Origin of the sequence: Microbulbifer jejuensis, from assembly GCF_047289955.1 — a bacterium.
Taxonomy (GTDB): Bacteria; Pseudomonadota; Gammaproteobacteria; order Pseudomonadales; family Cellvibrionaceae; genus Microbulbifer.
Genome location: NZ_JBLBUB010000003.1, coordinates 207,256 through 226,220, shown reverse-complemented (window position 1 = coordinate 226,220; position 18,965 = coordinate 207,256). Strand labels below are relative to the sequence as shown.

Here is an 18,965-nt window from a genome sequence, read left to right as displayed (position 1 = left end):
TACTGGCCTGTCAGCTGGCCCATTGGAAGCAAGGGCGCTCGAAGCACAAAGAATAATCTACCAAAATAATGAAACTTTATCCTGGGAATTTTTTGATCGATCAGTTTCTATCTGGTGTGTCTGGAGCCTACGCAAATCAACTGCTAACCAATTTGGGCGTTGTAGTCTGCCGGGAATCCAACTTACCAGATAGTCATCCCGTTGACGATTGGTTAGCGAGTGGGCTGCTCGACTATAGGGATGGTTCACTAGCAGAACCTCTTTGTCCGGTTCCTTTAGCCAGTTGTGCTATCGCTGCCATGAAATGCTTTTGTGTCTTATCAGGTCTGCAAGCTCCGATTGCCGAACAGGGCGCAAAAATACTGGGCTGTCGCTCAATACTCACTGGATTCACGCCAAAGGGCACACAATCAGCTGGGAAAAGCTGCCACTTAATACCGTCTCGAGATGGCCAAATCGCGCTTAATCTTGCTCGTCACCAGGACTGGGAAGCCCTTGCGGCATTATTTTCCACTGAATCGTCAGTTTCCAGTTGGGTATCTGTGCGCCGGCACGCAAAACATTTTTCATCCAAACAATTGCTAGATACTGGCCGCTTACTTGGCCTGACGATTGCCGATGCACTCGCATCAGATTCGAGTACACCAAACTGGTTTCATATACCCTTTGCTATTCAGACTAAAGAGCAGGGATTTAACCAAAAACCCTCGAAACAATCACCCCTGATTATAGATTTGTCATCTTTATGGGCGGGGCCCTTATGCTCATACCTGTGGCAACAGGCTGGAGCCCATATTATAAAGGTGGAGAGCACTGCCCGCCCCGATGGTGCACGACAGGGAAATGCTGAATTTTATCAATTGATTAACCAAGGTAAGCATTCCGTCAGTCTGGCACTTGATACCCATCAGGGACAACAACAACTGAAAAACCTAATCAGACAAGCGGATATTGTTATAGAAGCTTCCAGACCCAGAGCATTGCGACAAATGGGAATCCACGCTGAAGCCCTGTTAGAAAGCAACCCCGGCTTAACTTGGCTTAGCATCAGTGCCTATGGTAGATGCAAGACCGCACAAAACTGGCCGGGCTATGGTGACGAGACGGCTGTAGCCGCTGGCCTCAGCCATATTATCTATCAAGTGTGCGGAGCATGGCGTTTTTGTGGTGACGCCATCGCCGACCCACTTACGGGGCTCCACGCTGCTCTGGCAGGCTGGGCTGGTTGGCGATCAGGGGGCGGCAAGCTCATTGAACTCTCCCTGTACAATGTTGTTAGACACTGTATTGCAGCCACCGCACCGCAAGATAACGACTACCGCCGCCGTTATCGAGCGTGGAGGCGTTATTTAGCGCAAATACCTGCTCGCCCAAGACCAAAAATACTGAAAGCACAGCGCGGCACCGCTGAACTCGGAAAACACAATCACTTGTACCTGCACCCAAAATCAACCTTAGTAAAAAACTTTTATGATTCCAATCTCGCTGCTATATGAAGAATTCCGCGCTCATTATAGACAATGTAAATCGATACTCGAAAAACGACATTGCGAGCGAATCGCGTTGTGCGGTACATATTTTGGGTGGCAAAATTGTGGACATCACTCCGCCCTTTCCTGAGCCTTGTGGCATCAATATAATCGACGCCAGGGGAGCAACTTTAATACCTGGTTTACATGATCATCATATCCACCTAAGTGCTTATGCAAGCTCTCTGACTTCACTAGCATGTGGGTCGCCGACCCTTGAAACCAGGCAGCAACTTATTGACCAAATCTGCCAGTATGGCAAACAACGTCCTGGCGAGTGGTTGCGTGGCTATGGGTATCACCCCTATCTCGCTGGCGATATTGATCGCGACTGGTTGGATCAACATGTTCCCGATAACCCGGTAAGAATTCAGCACCGCAGTGGCCGCTTATGGGTACTGAACAGCTTGGCTTTGCGCCAACTTGGACTGATAAAGCAAACTAAACTGGCTATCCCGCAGGCCATACCGAAGGGTGCCGAGATCATCAAAGGTCGTTATACAGGCCGGTTATTTGAAGAAGATGCCTGGTTGAGCGCACAACTCTCGCAGAAAATGCCGGGATTCAAACCTGCCAGCGAGAAACTGGCCAGTTTCGGCGTAACCGGCATCACCGATTGCAGCCCACGAAACTCTACTAATGAATTTGATTACTTTCAGCAATCGCAACTAAACGGAGAGTTGCAGCAATCAGTGCGCATGATGGGTGATAGTAATTTAATTCAGGCTGGCTATAGCCCACGGCTGAAAACAGCTGAATTAAAGCTGCATCTACTGGAGGCCAAGCTGCCGGAGTTTGACCATATTTGTCAACAGGTTCGAGTCAGCAGACAACAAGGCCGCAGGGTTGCAGTTCACTGTGTTTCTCGAACTGAGTTAGTGTTTGCACTCACAGTACTGCGCGAATGCGGCACATCGAAGGGGGACCGATTGGAGCACGCCGGGGTTGTTCCCCCTGAGCTTATGCAACGTATCACTGAGCTGGAGTTATCCGTCGTCACACAGCACCATTTTCTCCGGGAGCAGGGTGACCGCTATCTTGAGCAAGTTGAGCAGGACGACCAACGGTGGCTGTACCTTGGGCAGAGCTTTCTATCTGCTGGGGTGCCGTTGGCGGCGGGTTCCGACGCACCCTTTGGCAGTGCCGACCCCTGGATTTCAATGGATTCTGCAGTGCGGCGGCAAAGCCGTAGTGGGGTTTTAATGGGTGCACAAGAGCGCTTAACGCCTGAACAATCTCTGGACCTGTTTATCAGTTGCCCACAGCTTCCAGGGCGACGATACCGACACATCGAGATAGGTGAACAGGCTGACCTGTGTTTGCTCGATGCGCCCTGGCATTTCGTACGTAACGATCTCAATAGTCGACACTGCCGTGTAACTATCAGCAGCGGTCAGATCATTTATGAAAAGGACAACTAAACGGTCGCTTCAATATCAGTGGGAAAAAGCACCCGCCAATACTGTTATTCCGTCGGTGCTTTTTACCGAGGCACCAGGGTGTGTAAGCTAGAACGTTTGTACGCAATTTGCCCCGTAGGGCTATGGAGATCGCCTGATGCCTCCGTACGCTGGCTGTGATGGAAAGGCCACTGAAGATAGATCTGGCTTAGGTGGTAATAACAAATCCTCAAATTATTTACTCAGGTTTATTCTAGCAAGGTCATACATTTCATTCAGTTTGTACAAACGGACTACTTTCAATCAACAATCGAGTCGATTAAGCCCCACTCCAGCGCCTTTTTTGTATTGATCTTCTTGCCCGACAGCGCCAACAAAGCCGTACGGTGACGACCTATTCTACGGGCAATACTAATACAGCCACCAGCACCTGGCATTAAGCCAAAGCGCAATTCCGGCAACTGAAAAAAAGTCTTGGTATTCGCGGTTAAATGACACGAAAATGCGGGCAATTCAATTCCTGAACCAATGCATGCGCCATGCAGGTGGCAGTGAATTCGATGACTATTGCGTGCAAACAGGTACGCAGGGTTGGTTTTACAACGAATACTATGCGCTGCTGCCGGGTCACCCGCCAAGCCAAATTCCTTTAACGCGCCACCAATGCTGAAACATTGGCCAAGTCCACACATTTCCAGTCGTATGATCGATGTATCCACTTCTAGCAAGGTCAGCACTTCTAATAAGGCATCACGCAATTCAACTGTTAGAGCATTATGGAATTCGGGACGATTTAATTTTGCATAAACGATATCATTCCTGCGCTCCAACAAAATGGGTTCGCCTTTTGAGTCAGTAATTTTTTTTGGGGGCTCAGATCGCTCTGCAAGCCAATTTTGATAGTCACACCCGGACTGCAATGTCGAATAAGCCAGGGATTCAATCAGTAAACTTTGCGCAATCGACATGCCCTCTGTCACACGCAATACCTGCACTAGTAACAGTGCAGGTATGGGAGCTTGGTTGATTTTGCCAGCTAATTGTTGCGCAGCAGGCAAGTCAGTGACGATCACATCCGCGTTGTTTATTTGTTCATGCGTATAGTTTATACCTTGCTCAGACAATGCGATAACGGGCTCTGCCTGCTGGCCCAGCCAACCTTCGACCTTGGGTATCTCGCAGGCAGGAATAATCACTGCAGATGGTTGCGAATGAGATTAAATATCTACAACCTCTAGGCATCGATATAAAATTGTTGGCTGAATTTTCGCCACAATCGAATGGGACCGTCACCGTCACATAACAATGGTTCTGGCCGATATTTTTTATTATTCCAGACAAGCATATCAACTGACTCAAAGCCGGCTGAATCTTTCCCTTCAGCTTCACCAATCGAATGTTGGTATAGAGTCTCGGCCACTTTACGTTCTTGTGAGTCTTCGGGGTAATCTTTAAAAGTAAAGTGCATTCGCGTCCGCGTCAGTTCAGAGTTTATCGGCAGTCCGGTAGAGAACATCAGCATTGAAACACCCTGCTGATTATGGCGAAGTTCTTGAATACCGGCACCATGACATTTTCCAACAATGTATCCACCACCTATGTCAAAGTTAAAATTGTGTCCATCTATCGACGCCTCTACCGGCGGAATGACTGGTGATCCATGTAAAAATTTTAAGTGCGCGTTATCAACACTGTTCTCTCCTATCTCCTGCAGGCAGGTCCCTATATCCCACTGGCCGTGCCTTACCGGAATATAACCTTCTGATTCAAGCTCTGGAATCGTCGGCACCTCAAACATGGGTTCTTCACCTTTTGGGTGATACCAGACAAATATCAAATCATATCGTTCCTGAGTGGGCAGGGAACGCAAGATTGGCTTTTTCTTTGCAATACCCGGCATCACTTTTCCATAGGGAATTTTTTTACACCAGCCCTGATTGTCATATTCCCAATGATGGAAAGGGCAGCGAATATTGTTCCCGACCACTTTGCCACCATGCCCTAAATGTGCGCCAAGATGCGGGCAAATAGGGTCAGTTACACCCACCGAGCCATCTTCGCCACGAAACATAACCCACTGCTGATCAAATGCTTCGATGTTTTGAATCTCACCCATCGCCAGATTTTCTGATAATTCTATCACGTACCATCCGTATGGTATGGGAAATGGGCAGCGCTCGAGCTCAGTGGAGGTTTGTACAATCTGGTCTTTCATATATTCACCTTTCACCTATTGTTGGTTTAGTGTTGTGAAGTGCGATCGGGGGCTTGGATCGCCATAAAAAACGCTATTGTCTAAGCTACAATTAAGACTCTAACGATGAATTAATCTTTTGGAGCAATGCATCAATCAAGAAATGCCCTGCATTTACGGCTACGGCTTTTCTGGGTGCGTTACCGTTTGAAATTCCAGCGCGTCTTTGTATTTGAGCCTCTAATTCCAACTCTGTAACTGCCGCGCCAATAGACGCCTGGCACACGGCTACATAAAGCTGTTCAGCATTCTCTGAAGACATACCTGCGTGGAGGATTTCCCGGGTAAAACCCGATTTCAGCCTTTGACTGGTTTCAACACCAAAGCCTCCCTCCATTAACTGGCTGATTACCTTGGGCTGCCGGATCATTGCCTGGCGTAAAGACTGGTAAAAACTCCGTATATACTCTTTGGGGTGATGCCCATCGCGTTGAGGTAAATCGAGATTGGTCAATAACTGGTCTACCACCAATTGCTGCAATTCATCTCTATTCGCTACATACTTATACAGCGTCGCAATACCAACGCCTAACTCGTCAGCCACCTGTTTCATAGTGATCTTGTCGCTACCCAGACGTAAGGCGGCATCAATGATTTTCTGGCGACTAATACTTCTTGGCCGACCAACCGAATTTGTGACTTGATTCTTTAATTTTTGCATTTTTTGATAATACCGAATGCATTTCGGAAATACAATCACAAATAATAAACAACAGTGTAAATGCTGACCAAGTCCTCTTATCAACCAATTTTGGCACACAGCCATTGGAGCCAAAGGGGGTTAACCGGATGGATATAGGGTGGTGATGGAATACAGGCGTGAATCAAATGCTCATGCAATCTGTAAGGTATTTAGTTCAGAAAATCAGGCCTGCGATACAGAAGTCCAATCTATATATCCGCCGTGTTAATAAAACGCAGGAAAGTGAATCACAGTCAATAGATTTCGGACAAGGTGGTTGATTTTGAGAGTCTGAGCAACGCGACGCCGACGCAACTCAATCCCATGGTACAGTTGCAGCACGTTTTTAAGTTTACGCCTTACCCAATGGTCGCTGTTCTTCCCTCTCATAAAAACCAGCAAGTTCTGGGCTTTTCAGTCAATCATCAATTGCCTGGAAGTTGTAGCGAACCTCTATGCCATAAGTGCGCGGATCACCAAAGTAACTAGTCGTCCAGCCAACACCGCTGTCGCCATTGGGGTCGATACGCTGATCAACACCACCAAAGGGGATAGTGTTAATGCGATAGTCCTCGTCGGTGAGATTTTGTCCCCACAGCGCAATTTGCAGTGTGCCACTGTCACCCAGCTTAATCTCGCTAATCGCCAGACGCGCATTGAGCAGTGCGCGATCACCCATTTTCGATGCCGCGTTCTGGTCTGGGTCAATGAAGGGCACGTAGTCATCGCGGTAGCTGTAATCTATGCGCAGATCCCATAAGCCGAAGCCCGTCTGGGCAATGCGCCAGTCCATGCCGAGCGTCAGAGAGTTCTCAGGGGAGTAGGGTGTGCCGGCATCGCCTTTGTCGAAGTAAGTGAAGTCGCTGGGGAACTTCTTGTACTCTGCATCGAGGTAACCATAAGCCACAGTCAATTGCAGGCTTTCATGGACCAGCGCGACCGCTTCGACCTCCACGCCCTTTGTTTCGTATTCCGGTACGTTAAATATGACAGAGGAAGCGAATTTACCTTCAAAAACCGACAGCTGAAAATTGTCGAACTCGTTGTAGAACAGGGCGCCGTTCAGCAATAGACGCCCGTCCAGAAGCATCGATTTCAGTCCCGTTTCGTAGGAGGTGACTTGTTCATCGTTGTAGCCTTCATTGAACTCGGCGGGCACAGCAGCTTCGCCGTTAAAGCCACCTGACTTCCAGCCCTTGGCATAGCGTACATAGCCGTTGATGTCATCAGTGAAGACCCAGTTTAGCGCGACCGACGGTGAAGTATTTTCAAAGGTGTCATTTGCTTGCGCGTTGAACATACCGGGGTGGACAATGTATTGATCCTTCCTCTCTTCGGTCCAGCGCAGGCCGGTAGTGACCGTCAGGCGGTCACCGAACATTGCCGGACGCCAATCCAGTTGGCCATAGAGTGCAACAGAGTCTGTGTCCAGTCCATAGCGGTTATTTGAGGTTGGACTGCCAAAGGTGCCGAAGAAGGTAATGGGATTCAAGACGTCTGCATCTTCTTCAAAATAGTAAGCGCCGACCACGTAATCCAGCTGATCCAGACTGCCTGACAATTGCAGTTCCTGAGAGAGGGAGCTGTAGTCGACGTGTCGGCTTGAGTGGAAGATATCGATGGCAGTGCCGTCAATATCAATGGTGTCATCCCAATCCAGCTCCCGGTAGGACGTGATGGAACGCAAGGTGTAGCTGTCACCTCGCCACTGTAGGTCAAGAGCGTGGCCCGTTGATTTCGACGTTTCCTCTATCGCCCAGTCGTTGCTGCCTTTGTCGGCGCGCTCGTCGTCCTTGGTGAGGTAGGGCTCTTGCATGCCGGAGTAGAGGTAGGAGTTGCTGCTAGTCTGAGTCAACTGGCCAAAGCGAGGTTTGTTGTCCTGATCGCTGTGATCAAAGGTGTAGTTGACGCTCAGGTTGTCGTTGAGGTCCCACTGCAACGCCAGCCGCGTGGCTTGCTCGTCCAGGTTGTGAAATTCATCGCTGGAGGGAGATGCCGCCAGCGGGTTGCCAAGCTGGTCTGGGCGGTTGTCAGTGAAGCCGTCGCGCTTTGCCTGATAGAGCGTCAGGCTGCTTTTCAAGCCCTGCCAGTCGGGTGTGTTTATCGTCGTGCGCCCGGACCAATAGCCCTTGTGGCCCAATTCGGCGGTGAGGGAACCACCAAATTTGTTGCTTGGTTTACGAGTGATAAGGTTCACTGCGCCACCCACTGTATTTTTGCCGTATAGGGTGCCCTGGGGGCCGCGTAGCACTTCAACCCGTTCCAGTTCGGCGATGTCGAAGATGGCTCCCAGGTTCTTACCCATGAAAACGCCATCGAGGTAAATGCCTACCGAATTTTCCCAGGTAATGGCCGGGCTGATTTGTGAGGCGCCGCGAATAGCAATAGTGGCGGCAGTGGTGTTTGCGGGAGAGTCGACAATTTCTACATTGGGCGCATGCAGGCTGATATCTGTAACATTGGTAATACGCTGGCGTTCGATTGCCGCTTTGTCGAGTGTGGAGATGGCGATGGGAACATCCTGTACAGACTGCTTGCGCTTCTGAGCGGTAACTACCACTTCTTCCAGAGTGAGCATGTCTTGTGCGACTGCTGGCATTGCGAAAGTGGCCAGCATGGCGGCACTTGAAAGTAGTATCCGAGTGACCTGATGTAGCATAAAGAGTCTCCGGTTTGTCCTGTTTTTCTTATTTCCGGGGCATGATCGTGCACACGGGGCACGGACCCTGGAATACGTTATCAGCCCGCTGTTCATTGTTCCTATTCAGGCAGTGGCAGATCGGCTCGCTCGGGATCAGAGGTTTGTGTTAAACGAGTCGTAATATAGAATCCGGCAGAGGCGGAGTGTATGTAAGTTTCATCAAATTTAACGTTTGAATTGGATGTATTGTTAGTGTCATTGACGGCCTCTGGGTTTTCTTTTCGAAATGACTCTCGGGTGGAAGGATGCCGGAAGGGTTGCGCACTATGGATGTTCTTTCCGATTAATACAGAGTTCAAGACAATCCAGCGGGAATCACTGAACCGATAATATGTGTCCATAGCTGCTCCCACCGGCTTCTTATTTGAGTGATATCCATTATTCTTATTACGACAGAGACGCTGCCGTGCTTCCATCTTTACCGAAATTTCATCAACGTTGCTTAATCAGCATTTTACCAGCAGCTTCTGCGACTCCCGAGCTTATTGGCCAGTGCTTTTTGGCAGATAAGTTGACTACAAATAGCACAACTGCCAATGGGTTGCCTCTGCTTATACTGTAATCTATACAGCCATATCATCCGCAGAGCTTTATTTTTAGGAAGCAGGGCTTGGAAGGCATTCGATACGTCTTGAGCTTTTGACTGGTTTCAACATCAAGGCTACTCACCATCAACTGGCTGATTTCCTTAGATAGTCTGGTCAATGCTTGGCATAAAGACTGGTAAAAACCCCCTGGATAACCTTTGCAGAGATCCCCATCGTATTTGGGTAAATCAATATTGGCCAATAGCGGGTCCATCGCCAGCTACTGTCATTCACCTTTATTGGTCACTTACTTATAAAGTAGCGTTATACCAACGCCCAGCTTGTCAGCCACCCATTTTATAGCGCACTTATCGTCACTCAGGCGGCAACAACGATTTTATGGCGGCTAATACTTCTTGGATAATTAATCTAATTGGGGGTTTGACTCTTTAATGATTGCATGGTTTGATAATAACGAATACATTTCGGAAATACAATCTCAAATAAGAAGCAACAACTTGATTACTGACGAAGTCGACTGATAAAGCAACTTGGACACGCAGCCAATGGAAATAAAGGTTAAAACTCGAGAGGGTGAATCACAGTCAATAGAGGTCGAATCGGGTAGAAACCTAATGCAGGTATTGAGCGAAGATTTTGATGTGGCCGGAACCTGCGGCGGATCAGCATCCTGCGGTACCTGCCACATTTATTTGAATTCGATATGGGCTCCGATACTCGGAGAACAAACTGAGGATGAATCTTACATGCTGGAGGCGCTGGCCGATATGGTAGAAGTGCAGCCAGGCTCCCGTCTTGCCTGCCAGATCACGCTATGCGAGGAGCATAGCGGCCTGCAACTCGAGCTTGCACCGGAGGCATAACACAGCATCGCCACAGGTTGTCCTGGGTTGGCCTTGACCTGAGTCGCACCTTGGCTCGTGCCCTTTCCAGTGACTGAAGGTCTTTCTATGAATATATCCATGTTATTGCAGATGTCGGCACAAACATTTCCAAGCCGCATTGCGTTGACCTATAACAGTGAGCATTACAGTTACAAACAGATTTACGATGCTGCGCAGCAGGCAGCTCAGGTATTTCAATATTCGGGGTGTAGCTTTATTGCCTATCTGGATGTCAACACTCCGGCCGTTCCAATTGCAATTTTTGCTGCCGCCATCGCCGGCATCCCCTACGTGCCCCTTAACTATCGTTTGAGTAAATCCGAGCTTGAATCTTTGCAGGCTCGATTAGACAAAGCCTATGTTATCAGTAATCAGGTACCGGAATTCAGCTTACCTGACTACACGTATCAACTAACAGATGCGTTTTACCAAAACATGCTGGCGGCAGGTGAAACGGATGAAGCACTGCATCCGGCAACAGATTCAGAAGAGTCCATCGCCGTGCAATTATTTACCAGCGGAACCACAGGAACGCCGAAAGCCGCTTTGCTTCAGCATAAACATCTGATGTCTTATATCCTGAATACCGTTCAGTTTGCAGCAGCCGCTGAAACAGACGCAACACTGGTTAGCGTGCCGCCCTATCATATCGCGGGTATCTCAGCGATGCTCAGCAGCTTCTACTCCGGCAGGCGCATCGTCCACATGGAAAATTTTGACGCCATGGAGTGGATCTCCTTGTGCGACCGGGAAAAGGTAACCCAGGCCTTCGTGGTTCCCACCATGTTGTCGGAAATCATGGTCAAGCATAAACAAAAACGACAATCCCTAGACAGTCTGCAAGCTATCGCTTATGGCGGTGGAAAAATGCCCTTGCGCACCATCGAAGAAGCCTTGCAGCGCTTTCCCAATGTGAACTTTGCCAATGCCTACGGACTCACCGAAACCAGCTCCACAGTATGTCTGCTGAGTCCAGAACAACATCGGGAAGCATTCAAAAGCGATAGACCGGAAATGCGTAATCGATTGCAATCCGTGGGCAAACCAGTGCCCGGCATCGAATTACAAATTCGAAATGATGAAAATCAATCACTGGCAGCAGGCCAAGTTGGGGAAGTGTTTTTACGCGGGGATCAGATATCCGGTAAATATCGTGAAAAAGAATTGGTTCAATACGATGGATGGTTTCCCACCTGCGATCACGGTTATATCGACAAAGGGGGTTATCTCTATCTAACAGGTCGTGCAGACGACATTATTGTCAGAGGCGGTGAGAATATTTCGCCTGGTGAAATCGAAGCTGTTATCAGAGAGAGTCCGGCCATTTCAGATGTGGCAGTCGTCGGGATTGCCGACGAACATTGGGGCGAATCCATTGCTGCCGCCATTGTTCTCGCGGAAGGTCACTCGATTAGAGACGACGAAATATCCGTGGCGGTAACGGAAAAGTTGCGTTCATCCAGAGTGCCGAAAAAAATTGTTCGCATGAAGCATCTGCCCTATAACGAAATGGGCAAACTGCTTCGCCGAAAAGTCAAACTGTTGCTTGAATAACACCGGGCCAAATGCACCCATATAAAATTAGGGAGGTAGAGGCACATGACAGACGAGCAAAACAATCAGTGGGACGAATCGGTTGACGTTGTGGTTGTAGGCACAGGTAACGGCGGTTTAACTTCCGCCTTATGCAATAAGCTTATGGGCGCTGGCGATGTCCTGATTTTAGAAAAGAGTGCCAAAATTGGTGGCACCAGCGCCACCTCGGGGGGTGGTATCTGGATTCCCTGCAGCCATTACGCCAAACAAGCGGGTGCCAAGGACTCTCTATCTGAGGCGCAGGAGTACCTCAACCAAACTCTGGCTGGCGAAGACGTGCCACCCAAATTAGTAACGGCCTACTTGGAAAATGGCCCCAAGATGCTTAAGTTTCTGCACGACAAAACCCATGTCCGCTATGAATCCCTTGGGCAATATCCTGATTATTACACAACTTTATCAGGTGCAAAACACGGGCACCGATCACTGGAGCCGCTCCCCATTAATGCTTCTGAGCTGGGTGATGACTATCGCAAGCTGACCTATACACACCATATGATGCGCCTGTTTGGCGTTATTCATTTCACTCAGGTAGAGGCACATCTGCTGGCGACCAAACTACCTGGATACCAAAAAGTTTTGGGTCGCATTATCTGGGACTATATCAAAGACATTCCCTGGCGCTTAAAGACTAGAATATCACGCAGGCTTTGTTGTGGCAGCGCAGGCATTGCCCGCTTGTTCCTGTCAACCAAACAGGCCGGCATTCCGATTTGGCTCAGAGCTCCAATGTCACGCCTGGTTGAGCAGGGCGGGCGTGTCGTCGGTATTGAGGTGAAGCGCGATGGTAGATTGACCAGAATTCAAACGCGCAAAGCTGTGGTGCTGGCAGCCGGGGGCTTTGAGAAAAACCAGAAGATGCGTGATCAATATCTGCCTAAGCCAACGAACACGGAATGGAGTGCTGGCACAACAGGTAATTCTGGCGATGCTATTACTGCAGGTCTTGACTTGGGCGCTGCTGCCCGCTTGATGGGTAACGCATGGTGGTGCACAACACTTTGTGTGCCAGATGAGCCGTCACCACGACTGAGCATTATAGAAAAATCTCTCCCCGGCTCGTGCGTGGTCAACAAAGCGGGGCACCGCTTTGCGAATGAATCACAAAATTATATGGCCTTCCAAAAAGCGCAATTTAAAGCACATTCTGATGACACCCCTTGCGCACCCGCCTTTCAGATTTTTGATGCACGCTTTCGCAGGAACTATATGGTGGGGCCGTTGATGACAAAATCAACCTTTCCGGATTGGCGTATTCCCAAAAAATGGTTTGACATGGGATTTGTGGGTAAGGCCAACACTATTGCTGATCTGGCAGTACAAATGGACATTGATCCCGCTGGGCTCGAAGCAACCATTAAGAAAATTAATCACTACGCAAGCACAGGTATTGATGAAGACTTCCAGCGTGGTGAAGCGGATTACGACCGCTATTATGCAGACCAAAAAATACAACCAAACCCATGCCTGGCAGCTATTGATGAAGGTCCATTTTATGCTATGCGTATTGATTCAGGCGACTTTGGCACCGCCGGTGGTTTGAGTACCAACACAGACGCTCAGGTACTGAGGGAAGATGGCTCGGCAATTGCTGGTTTGTACGCGATTGGAAACTGTTCAGCGGCGATATTACCAACTTACCCCGGACCGGGATCCACGCTGGGGCCAGCAATGACAATGGGTTATCAGGCCGCAAAAAAAATAACTGGTTACGCAGAATAAAGCCCGAGGGATTGCCGTGAGCGAGTACAAAACAATACCAACAAAAGCCATTAAGTTCAGCGAAATAGAAGAGTGGCACTACAAAACGGATGTTTCGGTAATCGGTTACGGCGGCGCCGGCGCCTGCGCCGCAATTGAAGCTGCTGATGCGGGAGCATCAGTGACTATCATTGAGTTAGCCGCAGCCCCTGGCGGCTCCACCGCCCTGTCTTCTGCAGAAATTTATATGGGTGGAGATGGCGGTACTCGGGTACAGGCAGCCATGGGTTACAACGATACCAATCAGGCCATGATTGATTATCTCAGTGCCTGCGCTGGACCACAGGCCGATGCGGATAAGATCAAAGCCTATGTTGAAGGCAGCAGAGAGCATTTCAACTGGCTGGTTGAGCAGGGCGTGCCATTTAAAAATTCAGAATATAAGGAACGTGCCATCATGGCGCTAACCGACGATTGTTTACTATATACCGGCAGTGAAAAAGCCTGGCCTTTCAAAGATATTGCTACGCCATGTCCGCGTGGTCATAACCTTGAAGTCGAGGGTGACAATGGCGGCCCACTGTTTATGGAAATTATGAGCGCGGCGGTGACACGTAGAGAGATAAAGGTTCGCTTCAATTGCCGCACCTTGACTCTGATTCAGGACGAAGCCGGGTCGGTTCGTGGCATTCGTATTCGTGAAGATCTGCAAGAAAAAAATGTACTGGTTGAACGTGGCGTCATACTTTGTACTGGCGGTTTTGCAATGAACCGTGACATGCTCAAAAAATACGCGCCCAACCTGCTGCGCTGTAGCGAACCCATTGGCAATCCGGGCGATATGGGCACCGGCATTTTGATGGGCATGGGCGTGGGTGGTGCCGCTATCAATATGCACGAGGGGTTTGTCAGTGTCCCCTATTATCCGCCCGCCAGTTTAACCTTTGGTTTATTTATAAACGCGCAGGGACAACGTTTTATCAATGAAGATTGTTACCATGGCCGCGTAGGCGCTTATATTTTGCAGCAACCCGGTAATCGCGTATATCTGGTATGCAGTGGCGAGGATTATGGTGACTACGAGCAGATTTCCTATCTGGGCGCCTCGGTCGCGGGTACCGGTGAAACCATTATAGAGCTTGAGCAAGAGTTGAAGCTGCCAAAAGGCCAGCTTGTACAAACGCTGCAAACCTATAACAAACACGCTCAAAATGGCGAAGACCCTGTGTTTCATAAGTCCGCAGAATGGCTCAAGCCCCTGAATGCACCCTATGTTGGATTGGATGTCACACCTGGACGAGGTGCTTTTTACCCCTATTTTACTTTGGGTGGTTTGGACACCAAACCATCGGGTGAAGTCTTAAATCCTGAAGGTAATGTCATTGCTGGGTTGTATGCGGCCGGGCGTACCGCCTGCGGTGTACCGCGCCGGGGTGCAGGCTATAACTCGGGAATTTCTGTAGGCGATGCAACTTTTACTGGCCGAATGGCTGGCAGAGCTGCAGCTGCAAGAAACAAATACTAGTAAAGTAGGAGGGAAAAATACTCCTCTCCAAGGATCGTATGAGGCATGGATGCTGATTACGAGCGTACAAGGATGTATTCACAGCGTATCCTGGGAGAGGGGTATTCTTTTCTTCCGACCCGGTAGTAAGGTTGGAGAATACATCGGCTTGTTAGAAGAGGTACTAGATAATACAAGAAAAATATCATGCACCTATCCATCAAAATAATAGCGTTATTAACCCTCAATATTATATGTTCTTCGTTAACGGCACTATCTGCCGATACACTGCTAAAATTTGAAATGCCAGCGCGCAATCCATATTTAGCAGATTCCAACAATGCGATGGCACACGGTGATTCCGCTCAGCAGGATGCCGTTTTACAACCGGGCCCAATGGGCCCAAGCAGAATCTTGAGCACGTCTGAATTGCAATATAACTTCAGTGGCCCCGGACTTATGGGTATCCTCACATCGGGTGAGTACGTCGATGGGCAGCGCGTTTTTTGGGGTAATGGTTTAGATCGTCTGGTGAAATTAGATTACCAAAGCTACCAGACAATCACTGAATTTTATTTACCCAACGTTGAACCCTATACCGAATCTCAAGCCGAAAAATCAATTGTCGGTTTCGACAAAAGTAATAGTGGATTGTTAGCCGTTATACGCGGTTTCATGGAAATATGGAAACTCAAAAATTTGTCTGGTTTATATACCGTACTTGATAAAGACCACAACTATTATGTCGGCAATAAGTCAGGTCTTATTCAGGTTTATGGCGACCAGAATCCGATGAACTCACGCTCGCCGATAATCAAACTCCGTCAATGGCAGCTACCTGATGAGGTAACAGGCCCTATTGTGGGTATTAATCTAACTTACGATGGGAGGTTAATCGTTGCTACTGAACATGGTTATCTGGTTGCAGTAAAGCGCGACTTTAGCGAGTATCAACGAGTTCGTATTCGACATAGCGAGGGTGCCGAGAACAAAGCAACACAACGCGCTGGTTATGGCTGGGTTCGCAACGGCTTTGCGATCGATCAAGAGGGCGGTATTTATATCGCCTCCCAGGAGCATATTCATAAAGTAGTATGGACTGGTGAGAAGCTGAGTACCGATATTTCCGATGGTGCCTGGACTGAACCCTACCTTAATCAGTGGAAACACGGCACTGGCGCCACCCCTTCGCTGATGGGTTTCGGAGAGGAAGATCAATTTGTGGTGATTACGGATGGCCAGCCCCAAATGAACCTTGTGCTGTTTTGGCGCAACGCTATTCCAGACAACTGGCAACAGTTGAGCAACACCTCCAGTCGCCGAGTTGCAGGGCAGTTACCGGTCAATATGGGTAAAACACAGGCATTCGAAATACAGTCTGAACAATCTGTTGTTGTTGCCGGATATGGCGCACTGGTGGTCAACAATAATGCAAACAATATACCCTGGTATCTACCCAAACAGGCAGTCAGCGTGCTACAAAGTTATTTGGGTAGCCATCCTGATCATCAGCCCTATGGTGCGCAGAAATTTAAATGGGACCCCGTTTCGCGCCAATTGCGAGAAGATTGGGTTAATCCATCAATTAGTTCTCCCAGTGCTGTCCCCATCGTTGGAATCGGTTCAAATATGGCCTATCTGATTGGCGCGCGTAATAATCAGTGGACACTCGAAGGATTGGATTGGGATACCGGTGTATCCAAATTCCATTACGTCATTGGTGGTCAACGCTATAACCCTTTATATTCTGCCACCTTAATAGATAATGACGGGAACATTCACTACGGCACCCCTTGGGGCCGCGTTCGGCTGATACCTGCGCAAGAGATAAGTGATGAGTAGGCATTACGCCAATGTCAAAACCGAGAAACACAGATGAATAAAAAATGGTTTAAATATACAGTTCTTTTTTTAATATTGATTATTGCAGCGTATTTTTTGCTCTCTCGAACAACACGCTATAGCATTGACCGCAGCGAGGTCATTATCTCTCCCGATTCAATTAAGTCACAAGCCGAACATTATGCATTCGGCTACCAGCCTGAACTTAAATATTCAGAGGAGCGTAGCCCCTGTATTGTTCAATATCCACTAAAAAAAGCTTATTATGGCGATCTGCATGTGCATACCGCTGTTTCAGCGGATGCCTATCCAGATGGGACACGTACCTACCCTGATGATGCTTACCGGTATGCCAAGGGTGCGCCCATCGCACTGCCTGTACCAGAGGGTAGCCCCCCACTCTCTGTGCAATTAGATCGGCCTCTTGATTTTGTCGCGGTGACTGATCATTCTGAAACAATGGGCGAAGGCTATATTTGTCGCAACGAAGGCAAGTTCCCCGGCTATTCATCCAAGGCATGTAAAACCTTTCGGCAGGGGGGGCAGCCGGGCATGCGTATATTTTTGACAGAAATGGCCCGTATGCGGCCTAAAAGAAATAGATCTGTATGCGGAGAAAACAACCAGGACTGCGAGGAAGCGACCAGAATTGTTTGGCGCGAAATGATTGAATCTGCTGAAAAGGCATACGATAAAACTGAAAACTGTAGCTTTACCAGCTTCGTTGGCTATGAATATACTCGCACGAGCAATAACAACCACTTACATCGAAATACCATATTTAATAATGCCTCCGTGCCGGATTTGCCTGCCACTTTTATTGGATATCCAGATTTACACAGTTTGCTCGGCAAGCTCGAAACCTCCTGTCGGCAAGATATTGAAACCTGTGATGTAATTTCAATACCGCACAATTCCAATCTTTCCGGGGGCAACGCCTTCAATCAAAAAGCTCTGCAAGGGTTTTCACAGGAAGCACAACAGGCTCACCGCAAACAGCGAAATGCATTTGATCGACTAGCAGAAATTACCCAACATAAAGGCACTTCCGAATGTCAAAACGGGTTTATAGATATTTTGAGTGATGAGGATGAATACTGTAACTATGAGGCAATCCGAAAACTCGGTAAGCTCGACAAAGCGATAGACCTCTCTACATACATTCCCCGTATGTATGATGTTATCACCAAAGAGTGTGAAGCCGATGATATGGACCCCAAGGATAATTTCTATAAAGGTAACTGTCTTTCTTCCCACGATTTTTTACGCGGCGCGTTGTTAGAGGGTCTCCACGTGGAAGATCATCACCATGTTAATCCCTTTGAGTTTGGCTTCATTGGCAGTAGTGATACCCACCTCAGTACCCCAGGCCAAACAAATGAAGCGAATTGGTCAGGGCATATAGCTGATGAAACTACATTGGCGGACCGCTTAGGGGAGTCTATATTGGCCCGCTATAATAAGCGCAGCTCGAATCCTGGAGGTCTTGCTGGTCTTTGGGCAGTTGAAAATTCCCGCGATGCTTTATTTCAATCCATGAAACGTCGTGAAGCTTTTGGCACATCGGGCACACGGATATCACCACGATTTTTTGTCGGCCGCTACCCTCCAAACCTATGTGAAGAAAAAAATTGGCTGGCGTTGGCTTATCAAAATGGAACACCCATGGGCTCTAAATTGCCACCCCAAACAGAGGGGTTTCAGATGCTGGCACAAGCAACGCGAGATCCACACCCCTCTGCCAAGGGTTTGGAAAAACTACAAATTGTTAAAGGCTGGCTGGATCAGAGTGGACAAAAAAGAGTAAAAGTTATGGAGATTGCCACGATGGAACGAGCTGATTCAGAAGGCGATGATGTGCTGTGCGCTGTTTATACTGATTCAGACTACGATCCGTCCTTAAACACCTATTATTATTTGCGTGTTGCTGAAGCCGAATCGAACAGATGGAGTTCTGCGCAATGCGAGGCTTTGCCTATACATGAGCGTCCCAAAGGTTGCAAAAACGATAGCCTTAAAAAAATACGTGAACTGGCATGGACATCACCCATATGGCTAACGCCTATGCAACCATAAAGCTATTACAATATTTTTATGAGAACTACCTATGGGATGCTTTTAAAATTAGCCGAAAAAAATAATACTCATAACTTATCGGGAAGGTTCCCCATGATGTAAGATTTTATTTTGACAATCCATTTTCGCAGTGATTTCAGCTATTCACTCATATACCATAGTCTTGAAATAGCAGTAAACATTCTTGCATCAGTTTAAACTTCACCTTCATTGAGGTGAAGTTCAAAAAAAGCGGCATCTTCTGCTTT

Annotated in this window: 12 protein-coding genes; 8 read left to right on the top strand and 4 right to left on the bottom strand. The window is 48.2% G+C overall.

What is annotated here, in order from left to right:
* Positions 1 to 68 precede the first annotated feature (68 nt).
* Positions 69 to 1,496 (top strand): CoA transferase, encoded by a 1,428-nt coding sequence (locus ACL7TT_RS03320; RefSeq protein WP_413393158.1) that lies wholly within the window; start codon positions 69 to 71, stop codon positions 1,494 to 1,496.
* The gene (locus tag ACL7TT_RS03315) at positions 1,493 to 2,950 is read left to right on the top strand and encodes an amidohydrolase family protein (RefSeq protein WP_413393156.1); all 1,458 of its coding nucleotides are present in this window, start codon (positions 1,493 to 1,495) and stop codon (positions 2,948 to 2,950) included. Before ACL7TT_RS03320 ends, ACL7TT_RS03315 begins: the two co-directional genes overlap by 4 nt.
* Before the next feature lie 278 nt (positions 2,951 to 3,228).
* On the opposite strand, the gene ACL7TT_RS03310 is transcribed toward ACL7TT_RS03315, so the two are convergent.
* The 4 genes from ACL7TT_RS03310 to ACL7TT_RS03295 all read right to left on the bottom strand — a co-directional run bounded on the left by ACL7TT_RS03310 (position 3,229) and on the right by ACL7TT_RS03295 (position 8,524).
* Positions 3,229 to 4,125 (bottom strand): enoyl-CoA hydratase/isomerase family protein, encoded by an 897-nt coding sequence (locus ACL7TT_RS03310; RefSeq protein WP_413393154.1) that lies wholly within the window; start codon positions 4,123 to 4,125, stop codon positions 3,229 to 3,231.
* Positions 4,126 to 4,163: 38 nt separating this feature from the next.
* The gene (locus ACL7TT_RS03305; protein ID WP_299944538.1) at positions 4,164 to 5,144 is read right to left on the bottom strand and encodes a Rieske 2Fe-2S domain-containing protein; all 981 of its coding nucleotides are present in this window, start codon (positions 5,142 to 5,144) and stop codon (positions 4,164 to 4,166) included.
* A 91-nt stretch (positions 5,145 to 5,235) separates the two neighbouring features.
* Positions 5,236 to 5,844, bottom strand: coding sequence for a TetR/AcrR family transcriptional regulator (locus ACL7TT_RS03300; RefSeq protein WP_413393151.1), 609 nt, complete (start codon positions 5,842 to 5,844; stop codon positions 5,236 to 5,238).
* A gap of 439 nt (positions 5,845 to 6,283) precedes the next feature.
* Entirely contained in the window at positions 6,284 to 8,524 is a 2,241-nt protein-coding gene (locus tag ACL7TT_RS03295; protein ID WP_413393150.1) for a TonB-dependent receptor, read from the bottom strand.
* A 1,135-nt stretch (positions 8,525 to 9,659) separates the two neighbouring features.
* On the opposite strand from ACL7TT_RS03295, the gene ACL7TT_RS03290 reads away from it, so the two are divergent.
* From ACL7TT_RS03290 to ACL7TT_RS03265, 6 genes are all read left to right on the top strand, one after another.
* Positions 9,660 to 9,977: a 2Fe-2S iron-sulfur cluster-binding protein gene (locus tag ACL7TT_RS03290; RefSeq protein ID WP_299944531.1), complete on the top strand. Its 318-nt coding sequence runs from the start codon at positions 9,660 to 9,662 to the stop codon at positions 9,975 to 9,977.
* Positions 9,978 to 10,064: 87 nt separating this feature from the next.
* Positions 10,065 to 11,552: a class I adenylate-forming enzyme family protein gene (locus ACL7TT_RS03285; protein WP_413393147.1), complete on the top strand. Its 1,488-nt coding sequence runs from the start codon at positions 10,065 to 10,067 to the stop codon at positions 11,550 to 11,552.
* Positions 11,553 to 11,597: 45 nt separating this feature from the next.
* Positions 11,598 to 13,316: an FAD-binding protein gene (locus ACL7TT_RS03280; RefSeq protein WP_299944528.1), complete on the top strand. Its 1,719-nt coding sequence runs from the start codon at positions 11,598 to 11,600 to the stop codon at positions 13,314 to 13,316.
* 16 nt (positions 13,317 to 13,332) lie between these two features.
* Complete coding sequence (locus tag ACL7TT_RS03275) at positions 13,333 to 14,820, top strand: FAD-dependent oxidoreductase (RefSeq protein ID WP_413393145.1); 1,488 nt, start codon at positions 13,333 to 13,335, stop codon at positions 14,818 to 14,820.
* A gap of 186 nt (positions 14,821 to 15,006) precedes the next feature.
* Entirely contained in the window at positions 15,007 to 16,641 is a 1,635-nt protein-coding gene (locus tag ACL7TT_RS03270) for a hypothetical protein (protein ID WP_413393143.1), read from the top strand.
* A 33-nt stretch (positions 16,642 to 16,674) separates the two neighbouring features.
* Entirely contained in the window at positions 16,675 to 18,717 is a 2,043-nt protein-coding gene (locus ACL7TT_RS03265) for a DUF3604 domain-containing protein (RefSeq protein WP_413393141.1), read from the top strand.
* The last annotated feature ends 248 nt before the right edge of the window (positions 18,718 to 18,965 follow it).